The 14,502-nt window shown below is 62.5% G+C and carries 11 protein-coding genes; all 11 read right to left on the minus strand.

The genetic code is table 11. The annotated features are described in order from the left end of the window. Positions 1-126: 126 nt before the first annotated feature. Positions 127-1,362, minus strand: coding sequence for an aspartate kinase (locus ACF8O8_RS25830; protein WP_003254504.1), 1,236 nt, complete (start codon positions 1,360-1,362; stop codon positions 127-129). A 102-nt stretch (positions 1,363-1,464) separates the two neighbouring features. Further along, positions 1,465-4,089: an alanine--tRNA ligase gene (gene alaS, locus ACF8O8_RS25835; RefSeq protein ID WP_392510734.1), complete on the minus strand. Its 2,625-nt coding sequence runs from the start codon at positions 4,087-4,089 to the stop codon at positions 1,465-1,467. 384 nt (positions 4,090-4,473) lie between these two features. Next, positions 4,474-5,481, minus strand: a complete 1,008-nt coding sequence (astE, locus tag ACF8O8_RS25840) for a succinylglutamate desuccinylase (protein WP_392510803.1) — start codon at positions 5,479-5,481, stop codon at positions 4,474-4,476. A gap of 10 nt (positions 5,482-5,491) precedes the next feature. Then, positions 5,492-5,782: a topoisomerase II gene (locus ACF8O8_RS25845; RefSeq protein ID WP_003254508.1), complete on the minus strand. Its 291-nt coding sequence runs from the start codon at positions 5,780-5,782 to the stop codon at positions 5,492-5,494. 14 nt (positions 5,783-5,796) lie between these two features. Further along, positions 5,797-7,146 carry an N-succinylarginine dihydrolase gene (gene astB, locus ACF8O8_RS25850; RefSeq protein ID WP_010955174.1) on the minus strand — a complete coding sequence of 450 codons (1,350 nt, stop codon included), beginning with the start codon at positions 7,144-7,146 and terminating at the stop codon, positions 5,797-5,799. 23 nt (positions 7,147-7,169) lie between these two features. Further along, positions 7,170-8,633, minus strand: coding sequence for a succinylglutamate-semialdehyde dehydrogenase (gene astD, locus ACF8O8_RS25855; protein ID WP_020191888.1), 1,464 nt, complete (start codon positions 8,631-8,633; stop codon positions 7,170-7,172). After that, positions 8,634-9,662, minus strand: a complete 1,029-nt coding sequence (gene astA, locus ACF8O8_RS25860; RefSeq protein WP_010955176.1) for an arginine N-succinyltransferase — start codon at positions 9,660-9,662, stop codon at positions 8,634-8,636. Positions 9,663-9,740: 78 nt separating this feature from the next. Beyond that, positions 9,741-10,760, minus strand: coding sequence for an arginine/ornithine succinyltransferase subunit alpha (aruF, locus tag ACF8O8_RS25865; RefSeq protein ID WP_010955177.1), 1,020 nt, complete (start codon positions 10,758-10,760; stop codon positions 9,741-9,743). Between the two features lie 147 nt (positions 10,761-10,907). Further along, the gene (locus ACF8O8_RS25870) at positions 10,908-12,128 is read right to left on the minus strand and encodes an aspartate aminotransferase family protein (protein WP_392510735.1); all 1,221 of its coding nucleotides are present in this window, start codon (positions 12,126-12,128) and stop codon (positions 10,908-10,910) included. Positions 12,129-12,648: 520 nt separating this feature from the next. After that, positions 12,649-13,629 (minus strand): transcriptional regulator ArgR, encoded by a 981-nt coding sequence (gene argR / locus ACF8O8_RS25875; RefSeq protein WP_004576734.1) that lies wholly within the window; start codon positions 13,627-13,629, stop codon positions 12,649-12,651. Between the two features lie 98 nt (positions 13,630-13,727). Beyond that, a complete protein-coding gene (locus tag ACF8O8_RS25880) occupies positions 13,728-14,492 on the minus strand; it encodes an ABC transporter ATP-binding protein (RefSeq protein ID WP_010955179.1) in 765 nt (254 codons plus the stop codon). Between the last annotated feature and the right edge of the window lie 10 nt (positions 14,493-14,502).

Below are 14,502 nucleotides of genomic sequence, written 5' to 3' on the forward strand. Positions count from 1 at the left end.
GATATCGGGCCCGGGTCGCGGACGACGACCATGGCCCCGGTTACTCGCCGCACAAGGCAGGACAGGACCTGCGCGGCGAGCAGAAACGCGAAGGGCGCGGCAAGCCGCGCCCTTCCAGGCAGCGCCTTACTCGCCCTGTCGGGCAGGAGCATCCAGATCGAACGCGGTATGCAGCGCGCGTACGGCCAGCTCCAGGTACTTCTCTTCGAGCACCACCGAAACCTTGATCTCGGAAGTGGAGATCATCTGGATGTTGATGCTCTCCTTGGCCAGGGCTTCGAACATGCAGCTGGCAACACCGGCGTGCGAACGCATGCCGACGCCAACGATCGAGACCTTGGCGATCTTGGTGTCGCCGATCACTTCACGGGCACCGATTTCGCGCGCAGTGTTTTCCAGCACGCTCTGCGCCTTCTCGTACTCGTTGCGGTGCACGGTGAAGGTGAAGTCGGTGGTGTTATCGTGAGCAACGTTCTGCACGATCATGTCGACTTCGATGTTCGAAGCGCTGATCGGGCCGAGGATCTTGAAAGCCACGCCCGGGGTATCCGGCACGCCGCGAATGGTCAGCTTTGCTTCATCACGGTTGAAGGCGATACCGGAAATGATCGGCTGTTCCATGGATTCCTCTTCATCAATGGTAATGAGGGTACCCGGACCCTCCTTGAAGCTGTGCAGCACGCGCAGCGGAACGTTGTACTTGCCGGCGAACTCCACCGAACGGATCTGCAGCACCTTGGAACCGAGGCTGGCCATTTCCAGCATCTCTTCGAAGGTGATCTTCTCCAGGCGACGAGCCTGTGGCACGACGCGCGGGTCGGTGGTGTAGACGCCATCAACATCAGTGTAAATCTGGCACTCATCAGCCTTCAGCGCCGCCGCCAGGGCCACGCCGGTGGTATCAGAGCCACCACGACCCAGGGTAGTGATGCTGCCGTGCTCGTCGACGCCCTGGAAGCCTGCAACCACGACCACGCGGCCTTCCTTGAGGTCGGCACGAATCTTCTGGTCGTCGATTTGCAGAATGCGCGCCTTGTTGTGCGAGCTGTCGGTGAGAATACGCACCTGGTTGCCGGTGTAGGACACCGCTGGCACACCACGCTTGATCAAGGCCATGGTCAGCAGGGCAATGGTGACCTGCTCACCCGTCGACACGATCACGTCCAGTTCACGAGGAACCGGCTGATCGGTGATCTGCTTGGCCAGGTCGATCAGGCGATTGGTTTCACCGCTCATGGCCGACAGCACAACCACCAGGTCGTCGCCCGCTTCACGGTGTTTCTTGACCTTTTCGGCTACCTGCTCGATCCGCTCGATGGAACCGACAGAGGTGCCGCCAAATTTCTGTACGATCAACGCCATTTCAATGGTGCCTCAGCCCATACAGGGCCCCAAAAAACAATCCAACATGAAGGGGTGGACGGGAGTGACCTGTGTGACCACTGGACCATCCACCCCTTCATCTCAAAGTCCCTGCTCTGCGAATGGCACGGCCAGCGCCAGGGCCTGGTCCAGCGCAGCGACGTCGACGCCACCACCCTGGGCCATGTCCGGACGGCCGCCGCCCTTGCCACCCACCGCCGCAGCGGCTTGTTTCATCAGATCGCCAGCCTTGAGTTGGCTGGAGAGGTCCTTGGTCACGCCGGCCACCAGCACAACCTTGCCCTCATGCTCGCTGCCCAGCAGGATCACTGCGTGGCCGAGCTTGTTTTTCAGCTGATCGACCAGGGCCAGCAGGGCCTTGCCATCCTGCCCATCCAGGCGGGCGGCGAGGACCTTGGCACCCTTGACCTCAACAGCCGCGTTGGAGAGATCGTCCCCGGCGGCGCTGGCGGCCTTGGCCTGCAGCTGTTCCAGCTGCTTCTCCAGCTGGCGGTTGCGCTCAAGCACAGCCGACAGCTTGTCGATCAGGTTGTCGCGGTTACCCTTGACCAGTTGCGCGGCTTCCTTGACCTGCTCTTCGGCAGCGTTCAGGTAAGCCAGCGCAGCGGCACCGGTTACGGCTTCGATACGGCGCACGCCAGAGGCTACGCCGCCTTCGCTGATGATCTTGAACAGGCTGATGTCACCGGTGCGCTTGGCGTGGATACCGCCGCACAATTCCACCGAAAAATCACCGCCCATGCTCAGCACACGCACGGTGTCGCCGTATTTCTCGCCGAACAGCGCCATTGCGCCTTTGGCCTTGGCAGTTTTGATGTCGGTCAGTTCGGTTTCAACCGGGGTATTCTTGCGAATCTCGCGGTTGACGATGTCTTCCAGCTGCTTGATCTGCTCCGGCTTCACCGCTTCGAAGTGGCTGAAGTCGAAACGCAGGCGCTGGCTGTCGACCAGCGAGCCCTTCTGCTGTACATGCTCGCCCAGTACCTGGCGCAATGCTTCGTGCAGCAGGTGGGTAGCGGAGTGATTCAACGAGGTGGCGTGCTGTACGTCGGCATCGACCTTGGCCTCGACGGGCGAACCGATCACCAGCGCACCGCTGGCCACCACGCCGTGGTGCAGGAAGGCACCGCCGGTCTTGGTGGTGTCGCGCACGTCAAAGCGTGCAGCGCCAGCCTGCAAGAAGCCGGTATCACCCACCTGACCACCGGACTCGGCGTAGAACGGCGTGCGGTCGAGCACCACAACGCCCTCCTCGCCTTCACCCAGCTGGTCAACGGATTGGCCGTCCTTGTACAGGGCGATGATCTTGCCCTGGCCCTCGGTGGCGTCGTAACCGAGGAACTCGGTGGCGCTGTCGACCTTGACCAGGCTGTTGTAATCCATGCCGAAGGCGCTGGCGGAGCGGGCGCGCTCACGCTGGGCGTCCATTTCACGCTCGAAGCCGGCTTCGTCGATGGTCAGCTCACGCTCACGAGCGATGTCGGCAGTCAGGTCCATCGGGAAGCCATAGGTGTCGTACAGCTTGAACACCACGTCGCCCGGTACCACGTCGCCTTTCAGCTGGGCCAGGTCTTGCTCGAGGATGCGCAGGCCCTGCTCCAGGGTCTTGGCAAACTGCTCTTCTTCGGCCTTGAGCACGCGCTCGATGTGCGCTTGCTGGCTCTTCAGCTCCGGGAAGGCTTCGCCCATTTCAGCGGCCAGTGCGGCAACGATCTGGTAGAAGAAGCTGCCCTTGGCGCCCAGCTTGTTGCCGTGACGGCAAGCGCGGCGAATGATGCGGCGCAGCACGTAGCCACGGCCTTCGTTGGACGGCAGCACGCCGTCGGCAATCAGGAAGCCGCACGAACGGATGTGGTCGGCGACCACTTTCAGCGAAGCCTGGCCGTCATTGCTGCAACCGATGGCCTTGGCTGCGGCAGCCAGCAGGTTCTGGAACAGGTCGATCTCGTAGTTCGAATGCACGTGCTGCAGCACGGCGCTGACACGCTCCAGGCCCATGCCGGTGTCCACCGACGGCGCTGGCAGCGGGTGCAACACACCGTCGGCAGTGCGGTTGAACTGCATGAAGACGTTGTTCCAGATCTCGATGTAGCGGTCACCGTCTTCTTCTGGCGAGCCAGGTGGACCACCCCAGATATCCGGGCCGTGATCGTAGAAAATCTCGGTGCACGGGCCGCACGGGCCGGTATCGCCCATGGTCCAGAAGTTGTCGGAGGCGTACGGGGCGCCCTTGTTATCGCCGATGCGCACCATGCGCTCGGCCGGCACGCCGACTTCCTTGGTCCAGATGTCGTAGGCTTCGTCGTCGGTGGCGTAGACGGTGACCCAGAGCTTTTCCTTGGGCAGGTTCAGCCACTGCTCAGACGTCAGGAAGGTCCAGGCAAAGGTAATGGCGTCGCGCTTGAAATAGTCGCCGAAGCTGAAGTTGCCCAGCATTTCGAAGAAGGTGTGGTGACGCGCGGTGTAACCGACGTTTTCCAGGTCGTTGTGCTTGCCACCGGCACGCACGCACTTCTGGCTGCTGACAGCACGCGTGTAGGCGCGCTTCTCCGCACCGAGGAAGCAGTCCTTGAACTGGTTCATGCCTGCGTTGGTGAACAGCAGGGTCGGGTCGTTGTTCGGGATCAGCGAACTGGAGGCGACTCGGGTATGTCCCTGCTCTTCGAAGAAGCGAAGGAAGGCTTCACGGATTTCTGCGCTTTTCATAGGTTCTTCCACGGAAACGGCGGCCCTGTTGGGCAAACGCGTCGACGAAACGACGGCAAAGGGCCGCATTATATCGGTCCTGCAGTCTCGATGCAGTGTGTTTATACGATAGAAGCCATCGTTTGGACGGTTTTTCGGGCTATGCAAACGAAAACGACATGACCGGATGCTAAATCCTGTGTTTCGCCACTGGCAAGCCAATTACCGCTCAAGGGAGGGGAAAATGGAACAGGCGGTGAATTAAAGGGTTTTCATCAAGGATAGGATCCGAAACTGTGTCGCCTGTTTCGCGGGTAAACCCGCTCCTACGGGCACGGCACCACATTGAGACCTTGCACATATCTCGTAGGAGCGGGGTCACCCACGAAACAGGCGACACCGCTCTTACCCCAGGCGCTGCCCCGAATCCGGCACGATCAGAATGCCGGCGCGCAAGCCGTTCTTGACCTTGGGGTTGGGGAAGATGATGCGCGCACCCTCCTCCTCGACCACCCAGCGCATCTCGGCCAAGTCTTCAGCCAGCAGGTAACCCTTGCTCAGCTCGGAGAAGTTTTCGATGTCCGCCGGCAGGTGCAGGTGGAAGCTGTCGCTGTGCTTGATGATTTCGCGGGAAACACTGAACAGCTGCAGGCCATCCAGCGAACTTTCTTCCTCTGGCTCGGTAGCCTCGATGATGCGGATCAGCCGCTCTTCGAGCTTGTCGAGGTTGACCTGCTCGTTCTGGCCGAACGGACGGGCCTTGCCCAACTCCAGGGTGAAAGCTTCAGCCTCAAGTTGCTCGTAGGTGAAAGCGCTGAAGGTGATGGACGACTTGCTTTGCAGCAACACCGCCTCCATACCTGCCGCCGCCAGGCGCGCCAGTTCGCGACGGGAGTGCTTGCGTCCCTCTTTATAAGGGTACAAGGCGAATTGCTCGATCTTCGAACCGCGGATGGCAGTATGCAGGTCGTAATGCAGGCGGTTGCGCCCCGGCTTGCTGAAGAACACCCGGGCGAACTGTTCCAGCTCGGCAGCACGCAATGCTTCGAAACCGCTGGACAGCTCATGGCGGCCATTGAACAGGCGGTTGATGTCCTGTTCGATAAAGCGCTCGCCCTTGCGGATCGCCGCCGGGTTGCCGAACAGGAACAGCACCCGTGCCCTGGGCCTGATCTTGCCGTTGGCCACGCCGTGCAGCAGCCGCTCGAGCAATTCGATCGGCGCTGTTTCATTGCCATGAATGCCGGCGGACAACAGCAAGTCCAGCCCGCAATCGTCGCTTTCGGCCGGGCGCACTTCGAGCGCGCCCTCCCCCAGCCATCGCAAACGCGCGCCCTTGGGTGTCACTTGGGTCTTCTCGGCCGGTTCGTGATCGGTGAGGGTCAGCTCAAGCAATTTGCCAAGGGCGAGCATAGGTGCTTCCTTAGTGGTGGTGACCGCAGTCAGGGCCATGAACGTGATCGTCGTCTTCGCCAAGTTCTGCCGGTTCCATTTCCAGCTGCAGGCTGACCAGATTGGTGGCCATCGGGCGCAGCAGCAAGTTGGCATACTCGGTGTCGTCTTCCTCGACATCCACGCCGATCAGCAACTGGCCACGGCCATCCTGCTGAATCCACACTTCCTTGCCTTGCCAGACCACAGCAAAGCGGGTGCAGGAGGTTTCCAGCTGGGTGCCGTCTTCATCTTCGAGGATCAGGCGCAAGGCGTCGGTCATTACAGAGTCTCTCTTCAAGGTTGGCGTTGGAACGGATACACCGAGCCCAACTTCAGGATCTGGGTCAATTCGTCCAGTGCCGTACGGCATTCCACCAGCAGTTGCGGGTCAGCCAGGTCTGCTTCGCCAAGGCGATCGCGGTAGTGCCTGTCGACCCACTGCAGCAGCGTGTCATACAGCGTGGCCGTCATGATAACGCCTTGGTTGACCGCCGCCAGCTCCGCTTCCTTCAAAGCCACGCGCAAACGCAGGCAGGCCGGGCCGCCGCCGTTCTGCATGCTTTGCTTGAGGTCGAACACCTTGACCTCCTTCACCGGGCCTCCCTGGCTGGTCAGCTGGCCCAGATAGGCCCAGACCCGCTCGTTGTTGCGGCACTCTTCCGGCACGACCAACAGCATCGAACCATCTTCGCGGCTGAGCAGCTGGCTGTTGAACAGGTAGGAACGCACCGCGTCCTCCACCGCCACCGCTGCCCTGGGCACGCAGATGGCCTGGAAGTTGCCACCCTTGCTGGCCAGTTTAGCTCGCAGCTGCCCAAGTACCGCGTCGGTCTCGAGAAACGCGTCCTCGTGGTAGAACAGCACCTCGCCGTTACCTACCGAAATCACATCATTGTGGAACACACCCTGGTCGATCACCGCCGGGTTCTGTTGAGCGTAGACCACACCGTCATCGCTCAGGCCGTGCAGCCGGGCCACAGCTTGCGAGGCCTCCAGGGTTTGTCGGGCCGGGTACTTCTGTGGCGCCGGGTAACGGCTGTCAAAGGCACTGCGGCCGTAGACAAAGAACTCCACGCCAGCCTCGCCATAGGCGCGGCAGAAGCGCGTGTGGTTGGCCGCGCCCTCGTCACCGAACTGTGCCACGGCAGGCAGCGCGGCGTGGTGGGCAAAGTATTTCTCGTCATTGAACATGGCGCCCAGCACGCGGCTGGTGGTCGGGTGCTCGATGCTGCGGTGATATTTGCAGTTGAGGTTGGCGGCGGTGAAGTGCACGCGACCGTCAGCAGTGTCGGCACTCGGGCTGACTGTTGCGGCGTTGGCCACCCACATGCTCGAGGCCGAGCAACTGGCCACCAGCAACGGCATGGCCTCGCGGGCGGCGCGCTGGATAACTTCGGCATCGCTGCCACTGAACCCCAGGCGGCGCAGCGCCGCCACGTCCGGGCGCTCTTGTGGCGCCAGAACACCCTGCTTGAAGCCCATGTCGGCCAGCGCTTTCATCTTCGCCAGGCCCTGGCGCGCGGCCTCACGCGGGTTGGACGCCTGCTGGCTATTGCTCTGCGAAGCCACGTTACCGTAAGACAGGCCGCCATAGTTGTGGGTAGGCCCCACCAGGCCATCAAAATTCACTTCATAGGATTTCATCGGCTAGGCTCCGTGACCTGTTGTTATAGGGTGACGCCCGGCGTCAGGGTCGCCGGCAAGGCAAGGCTGGCGGTCTCCAGCGAAGCCACGGGGTAAGCGCAGTAGTCGGCTGCGTAATAGGCACTGGCGCGATGGTTGCCACTGGCTCCCACGCCACCGAACGGCGCGCTGCTGGCAGCCCCTGTCAGCTGTTTGTTCCAGTTGACGATGCCTGCGCGACTGCGCAGCCAGAAGTACTGGTAGCGGGCTCGCGAATCAGACAATAAGCCGGCGGCCAGGCCATACTGGGTGTTATTGGCTTCATCGATGGCGGCATCGAAGTCGGCGTAGCGGATCACCTGCAACAGCGGGCCGAAAAACTCTTCGTCCGGGCGGTCAGCCACGGCAGTGACATCGACAATGCCCGGGGTCAGCAGTGCAGCATCGGCCTGCGGCTGAGTCATTTCCAGCAGTTTCACGCCACCTTTGGCAGCCAGTTCGGCCTGGGCGGCAAGCAGCGCCCGAGCCGCCTGCAGCGAAATCACCGAGCCCATGAAAGGCGCCGGCTGTTCATCGAACGCCCCCACCGTGATGGTTTTGCACACCTCGACCAGGCGCGCGATCAGTGCATCGCCCCAGGCGCCTTGCGGCACCAGCAGGCGCCGCGCGCAAGTGCAGCGTTGGCCGGCGGAAATGAACGCCGACTGGATAATGGTATACACCGCCGCGTCGAGGTCCTTGACCTCGTCCACCACGAGCGGGTTGTTACCCCCCATTTCCAGGGCCAGAATCTTGTCTGGGCGGCCTGCGAACTGTTGATGCAACAGGTTGCCGGTGCGGCTGGAGCCGGTGAAGAACAGGCCATCGATACCTGGGTTGGCGGCCAGCGCCACACCGGTTTCGCGTGCGCCCTGCACCAGGTTCAGCACACCCGCCGGCAGGCCGGCAGCAATCCAGCAGTTGACGGTAAGCTCAGCGACCTTGGGGGTCAGCTCGCTGGGCTTGAACACCACGCAGTTGCCTGCCAGCAGCGCCGGCACGATATGGCCATTGGGCAGGTGCCCGGGGAAGTTGTAAGGGCCGAACACCGCCACGACGCCGTGAGGCTTGTGCCGCAGAACAGCCGTGGCATCGGCCAGAGGACCACTCTTTTCGCCGGTGCGCTCGCGGTAGCTCTGTACCGAAATCGCCACCTTGTTGATCATGCTGGTGACTTCAGTCGCAGATTCCCACAGCGGCTTCCCGGTTTCCTCGCCAATGCACTGGGCCATGGCCTCGGCATGCACTTTCAGCTGCGCGGCAAACTTCTCCAGCACATCGATACGTGCCTCCAGGCTCAATTGCGCCCAGGCCGGAAAGGCCTGCCGCGCGGCCTGCACGGCGGCGTCGACCTGGCTGGCGTCAGCGCCCTGCCCTTGCCAGATCACGGCCTGGGTCACCGGGTTGAGCGACTGCAGGGTTTCGCCCTGGCCGGCCTGCCAATTGCCTGCGATGTAATGCGTGGTCATTTAATGGGCCTCCCGGCTGGCCGACAGCGGCACCGCGCGGACATTGTCGCCAACGCCCATGCGCAGGCGTTTGGCGGTCAACGGGTCGACCACCAGGGTGCCGGCGGCCAACCGTGCAGGTGCGGCAGTGATGCGACAGTCGTCGCGCTTGCGGTTGTGGATGATGAAAGGGGTCGCGTCATCGCCTGGCGTACCTACCGCCAGCACCAGGGTCTGGCTCTCGCGTACGGCGCGGATCTTGGCAGTGTCACACTCGATGGCCGGGCCGGCATCGAAGATGTCGACGTAGCCCTGGTAGTTGAAGCCTTCCTGCTTGAGCATGGCCAGCGCCGGCTCGGTGTCTTTGTGCACACGGCCGATCACACTGCGCGCCGCTTCGGACAGGAAGCAGGTGTACAGCGGGAACTTGGGCATCAGTTCGGCGATGAACGACTTGTTGCCCACGCCGGTGAGGTAGTCGGCCTGGCTGAACTCCATCTTGAAGAAATGCCGGCCCAGGCTTTCCCAGAACGGCGAACGGCCCTGCTCGTCAGACATGCCGCGCATTTCGGCAATGATCTTCTTGCCGAACAGCTCGGGGAACTCGGCAATGAACAGCATGCGCGCGCGCGACAGCAGGCGGCCATTGAGGCCCGAGCGGTAGTCGCTGCGCAGGAACAGCGAGCACAGCTCTGAGTTGCCGGTCAGGTCGTTGGCCAGGAACAGCGTCGGGATTTCGCGGTAGATCTTCAGCTCCTGCGAGGCGCTGACAGTCAGGCCGACCCGGTAGTTGTACCAGGGCTCACGCAGGCCGACGGCGCCGGCGATGGCACTGATGCCCACCACCAGGCCTTCGTCGTTTTCCAGCACGAACAGGTAATCGGTGTCGCCACGCTCGGCTTCGCCACGAAAGCTTTTTTCCGCCCAACCAACGCGATGCCCCAGGCGCTCTTCGTTGGCCGGCAGCGTGGTCAGCCCGGTGGTGCCGGTGCTGCGTGCCAATTCGATCAACGCAGGCAAATCGCTGCTGCGTACAGGACGAACGATCATGCTATCTCCTTGTGCGACGGCATCGGCCGGCGCGAAACTCTGCTAACGCATCAAGCCCGAAACGTCTGTTGCCAGACCTCAAACCGCGACCAGGCGCACGCTGGCGCCCTCACCCACGCCCAGCGCGTCGGCTGCTGCCACGCTCAGGCTGACAGGCTTGCCAGGCACCCAGTCCAGGTCCAGCAACACCGCGCGGTAGTCCTGCAACAGGCCGTTGCACACCAGGTACGGGCGCCCGCCTTTGACCGGGGCCTCTTCGATCTTCACCGGTACAACCCGGCTCTGGGCGATCGAGCGGATGCCAGAGGTGCGCGCATGCAGGGTCGGGCCGCCGTCGAAGATGTCGATGTAGTGCTCGGTCTCGAAGCCTTCGCGCATGAGTATGTCGAAGGTGATCTGCGCCCGCGGATGTACCTGGCCCATGGCTTCCTGCGCCAGGTCTGGCAACAACGGCACGTAGATCGGGTAGTGGGGCATCAGCTCGGCGAGAAAGGTACGGCTCTTCAGGCCGCACAGGCGCTCGGCGTCGGCATAGTTGAGGTCGAAGAAGTTGCGGCCGATGGCATCCCAGAACGGCGATTCACCCTGCTCGTCGCTGAAGCCGACGATTTCGGTCACCACCGAATCGGCAAAGCGCTCCGGGTGCGCAGCCATGAACAGCAGTCGGCCGCGCGAGTTGAGCTCGGCCCAGCCACTGTTCACCAACTCCGGCGCCACATAGAAACTGGTCAGCAGGCTGTTGCCGGTCAGATCGTGGCACAGCGACAGCACATGGATCTTGTTGTGTATCTTCAGCTCGCGTGAGGCGTGCACGAATGTTTCGTTACGAAAACTGTAGAACGGCTCGGAGTAGCCGGCCGAAGCGACAATGGCCGAGCAGCCGGCCAACTTGCCTGTTTCACTGTCTTCGAGCACGAAAAAGTAACTCTCTTCACCGTTGAAGCTGACCTCGGCGGCGAAGGATGTCTCAGAGGCGGCAATCTTGTCGCCCAGACGAGCAGTGTCGTCCGGCAGCGAGGTGACACCAATGGGGCTGTCTGCAGCCATGCGCTGCACGTCGTTCAGATCAGCCATTTGCGCGGGGCGCATCACCAGCATGGTGTCACTCCTTTGGAATACGGGCCATTCACGTCGGCACGGAAAAACGGCAGGCACCCAGGCACCTGCACTGGAATCGGGTATCGCCGACCCGGCTCAGCCTCGGGCTGAGGCTGCGCCGGGGCCGGCGAAAGGACCGCTGGCGGATCAGCCTTTGGTCAGTGTGGCCACAGCGCGTTCGAAGCGGTCCAGGCCTTCGTCGATGTCAGCGTCTTCAACCACCAGGCTTGGCGCGAAGCGGACCACGTCCGGGCCGGCCTGCAGCACCATCACGCCTTCTTTCTCGGCAGCATTGAGCACGTCCTTGGCCTTGCCTTGCCAGGCCTCGGTCAAGACACAGCCCAGCAGCAAGCCGACGCCACGCACCTGGCTGAACAGGTTGTACTTCTGGCCGATCTGCTCCAGGCGGGTTTTGAAGCGCTCGTGCTTAGCCCTGATACCGGCCAGGGTTTCCGGGGTATTGACCACATCCAGCACCGCGCAGGCAACGGCGCAGCCCAGCGGGTTGCCGCCATAGGTGGTGCCGTGGGTGCCAACGGCCAGGTGCTTGGCCAGCTCGGTGGTGGTCAGCATGGCGCCAATCGGGAAGCCGCCGCCCAGGCTCTTGGCACTGGTCAGAATGTCCGGGGTCACGCCGTAGTGCTGGTAGGCATACAGCGAGCCGGTACGGCCCACGCCAGTCTGCACTTCGTCGAAGATCAGCAGCGCATTGTGCTCGTCACACAGCTTGCGCGCGCCTTCCAGGTAGGCCTTGTCGGCCGGCACCACGCCGCTCTCGCCCTGGATCGGCTCGATCACCACGGCGCAGGTCTTGTCGGAAATCTGTGCCTTCAACGCTTCCAGGTCGTTGTACGGCACATGGCTGATACCGGTGATCTTCGGGCCAAAGCCATCGGAGTACTTCGGCTGGCCACCCACGCTGACGGTAAACAGGGTGCGACCGTGGAAGCTGTTCACGGTGGCGATGATTTCGTGCTTTTGCGGACCGAAGCGGTCATGCGCCACACGACGGGCCAGCTTGAAAGCGGCCTCGTTGGACTCGGCGCCGGAGTTGCAGAAAAACGCGCGGTCGGCAAAGGTGGCGTCCACCAGCTTGTGGGCCAGGCGCAGGGCCGGCTCGTTGGTGAACACGTTGGAGACGTGCCAGAGGGTGTTGGCCTGTTCAGTCAGGGCCTTGACCAGTGCCGGGTGGCAGTGGCCCAGGGCATTGACCGCGATGCCGCCGGCAAAGTCGATCAACTCGCGACCCGACTGGTCCCAGACACGGGAACCCTCGCCTCGCACAGGAATGAAGGCCGCCGGAGAATAGTTGGGGACCATCACCTGGTCGAAATCGGCACGTTGCACCGGGGCTTGCTCAACGGACATCTGAGTCTCCTGAAGAGGAACGCTGGCCTGGAAGTGGCGAGCGATGGGGGGATTGTAAGGACTGATCCGCGCCTGTCCTTGCGGCCAAGCGACAACTTGTTACAGCGCAAAACCCAGTTTTGACAAGGCTTTCGGCAATGCGACAAACACTGTCGCAATCGCGCAGTGTACGGGAGAGAGGGGGCTGGGTGAACGGGTGTTCACACAGGATTGTGAGGGGGCGGGATGTACGGCGATGTTGATGTGTTGACGGGGAGATCGAGCGCCGCCCGCGCGGCGCATCGCGAGCGAAGCTCGCTCCTACATTTGTTGCAACGTGGCCAGGCCTGTGAGGCCATGGTTGTCAGCCTTGTTTGTAAGGCTCAAGCCATGCACAAAGGCTGGCAACCATGGCGTAACAGGCTCGGCACGTTGCAACAAATGTAGGAGCGAGCTTCGCTCGCGATGCGCCGCGCGGGCGGCGCTCGATTTGCGCCCCACCACCAACCTCAAGGCCTACACCCCGAACCCACCCGAAATCTCAGCCCTTTTCAGCCGGCGCCGAGCTCAATTCAAACGGGCTGCTGCTGCGACGCTGGTTCCGGTCTTCCCGCGGCGTTGCACCAAAGAAATTACGGTAGGCACTGGAAAAATGCGGCCCCGACGAGAAACCACAAGACAGCCCGATCTGGATGATCGACTTGCTGGTCTGCATCAGCATCTGCCGCGCCTTGTTCAACCGTAACTCCAGGTAGTACTGGCTGGGCACGCGGTTCAGGTACTGCTTGAAGATACGCTCCAACTGCCGACGCGACACACACACATGCTGGGCAATTTCGTCGGTGGTCAGCGGCTCTTCGATGTTGGCTTCCATCAGCAAAACGGCCTGAGTCAGCTTGGGGTGACTCGAGCCCAGGCGGTTCTGCAGCGGAATACGCTGGCGCTCGCCACCCTCGCGGATGCGCTCTACCACCAGCTCTTCCGACACCGCCCCGGCCAGCTCCGCCCCGTGATCGCGCGCCAGCACTGCCAGCAGCAGGTCGGTCACGGCCATACCGCCGCAGGCGGTCAGTCGGTCGCGATCCCAGTCGAACAGGTGGCTGGTGGCAATCACCTTGGGGAAGCGTTCGGCAAAGTCATCCTGCCAGCGCCAGTGCACGGCTGCCCGGTACCCATCGAGCAGGCCCAGCATGGCCAGCGGATACACCCCGGCCGACAGGCCACCGATCAGGCAACCACTGCGCGCCAGTTGCTTGAGCGCCGCTGAAAAGGCAGCCCCCATCGCCGCAGGCGGCTCGTCGGCCAGCAGAAAGAGCTTGTGGCAGCCCTCCAGGCGGCCGGTCCACGGCTCGCCCGGCAGCCGCCAGGCGCCTTCCTGCGCAGGCTCGGCCTGCAGGAAGACCAACTCGTAGACCACATCCGGATGCACACGCTGCGCCACCAGCAACACTTCCTCGGCCAACGCCAGGGTCAAAGGCCTGGTGCTGGGCCAGATGAGAAAACCGATTCGCTGGGTGGTCATAGGGTGCGGTCCGAAACCTGAGGTCGTTCGAGTCTGTGCGCCGGGTCAGGCTGCGCTCGCCGCGCAGCATGCCCTATTCTGGTGCAAAAATGCAGCTTTTACTTCAGGCTGCCGGAGAGGAACTGCTGCAGGCGCTCCGACTGCGGGTTGGCCAGCACTTCACGTGGGCAGCCGGTTTCTTCCACCAGGCCTTTGTGCAGGAACACCAACTGGTTGGACACCTCGCGGGCAAAGCCCATTTCGTGGGTCACCACCACCATGGTCCGACCTTCCTGGGCCAGCGCCTGCATCACCTTCAGCACATCACCCACCAGCTCAGGGTCAAGTGCCGAGGTCGGCTCGTCGAACAGCATGACCTCCGGTTCCATGGCCAGCGCCCGGGCAATTGCCACACGCTGTTGCTCACCCCCCGACATATGCCCGGGGAAGGCATCCTTGCGATGGGCAACACCCACCTTGGCCAGGTAGTGCTCGGCCTTTTCCAGGGCTTCCTTCTTGTTCACGCCCAGCACGTGCACGGGCGCTTCGATGATGTTCTCAAGCGCAGTCATGTGCGACCACAGGTTGAAGTGCTGGAACACCATCGACAGGCGCGAGCGCATGCGCTGCAATTGACGCGGGTCGGCAGCCTTCAACGCGCCATCCTTGCCGGGGACCAGCTTCAGTTCTTCGTTGTTGAGCAGGATCTTGCCAGCGTGCGGCTGCTCCAGCAGGTTGATGCAGCGCAGGAAGGTTGACTTGCCCGAACCGCTGGAGCCGATGATGCTGATGACGTCGCCGGCCTTGGCCGCCAGCGACACGCCCTTGAGCACTTCGTGGCTGCCGTAGCGCTTGTGCAGGTCTTGGACTTCGAGTTTGTACATGCTGTCGATT

Origin of the sequence: Pseudomonas sp. TYF_14, from assembly GCF_043105275.1 — a bacterium.
Taxonomy (GTDB): Bacteria; Pseudomonadota; Gammaproteobacteria; order Pseudomonadales; family Pseudomonadaceae; genus Aquipseudomonas; species Aquipseudomonas alloputida.

Coding starts and splice junctions, on each gene's coding strand:
- astE (WP_392510803.1), bottom strand. CDS start 5,481: ATGCTCGCCCTTGGCAAATTGCTTGAGCTGACCCTCACCGATCACGAA.
- aruF (WP_010955177.1), bottom strand. CDS start 10,760: ATGCTGGTGATGCGCCCCGCGCAAATGGCTGATCTGAACGACGTGCAG.
- astD (WP_020191888.1), bottom strand. CDS start 8,633: ATGACCACGCATTACATCGCAGGCAATTGGCAGGCCGGCCAGGGCGAA.
- ACF8O8_RS25830 (WP_003254504.1), bottom strand. CDS start 1,362: ATGGCGTTGATCGTACAGAAATTTGGCGGCACCTCTGTCGGTTCCATC.
- astB (WP_010955174.1), bottom strand. CDS start 7,146: ATGAAATCCTATGAAGTGAATTTTGATGGCCTGGTGGGGCCTACCCAC.
- ACF8O8_RS25880 (WP_010955179.1), bottom strand. CDS start 14,492: ATGTACAAACTCGAAGTCCAAGACCTGCACAAGCGCTACGGCAGCCAC.
- ACF8O8_RS25870 (WP_392510735.1), bottom strand. CDS start 12,128: ATGTCCGTTGAGCAAGCCCCGGTGCAACGTGCCGATTTCGACCAGGTG.
- astA (WP_010955176.1), bottom strand. CDS start 9,662: ATGATCGTTCGTCCTGTACGCAGCAGCGATTTGCCTGCGTTGATCGAA.
- ACF8O8_RS25845 (WP_003254508.1), bottom strand. CDS start 5,782: ATGACCGACGCCTTGCGCCTGATCCTCGAAGATGAAGACGGCACCCAG.
- argR (WP_004576734.1), bottom strand. CDS start 13,629: ATGACCACCCAGCGAATCGGTTTTCTCATCTGGCCCAGCACCAGGCCT.
- alaS (WP_392510734.1), bottom strand. CDS start 4,089: ATGAAAAGCGCAGAAATCCGTGAAGCCTTCCTTCGCTTCTTCGAAGAG.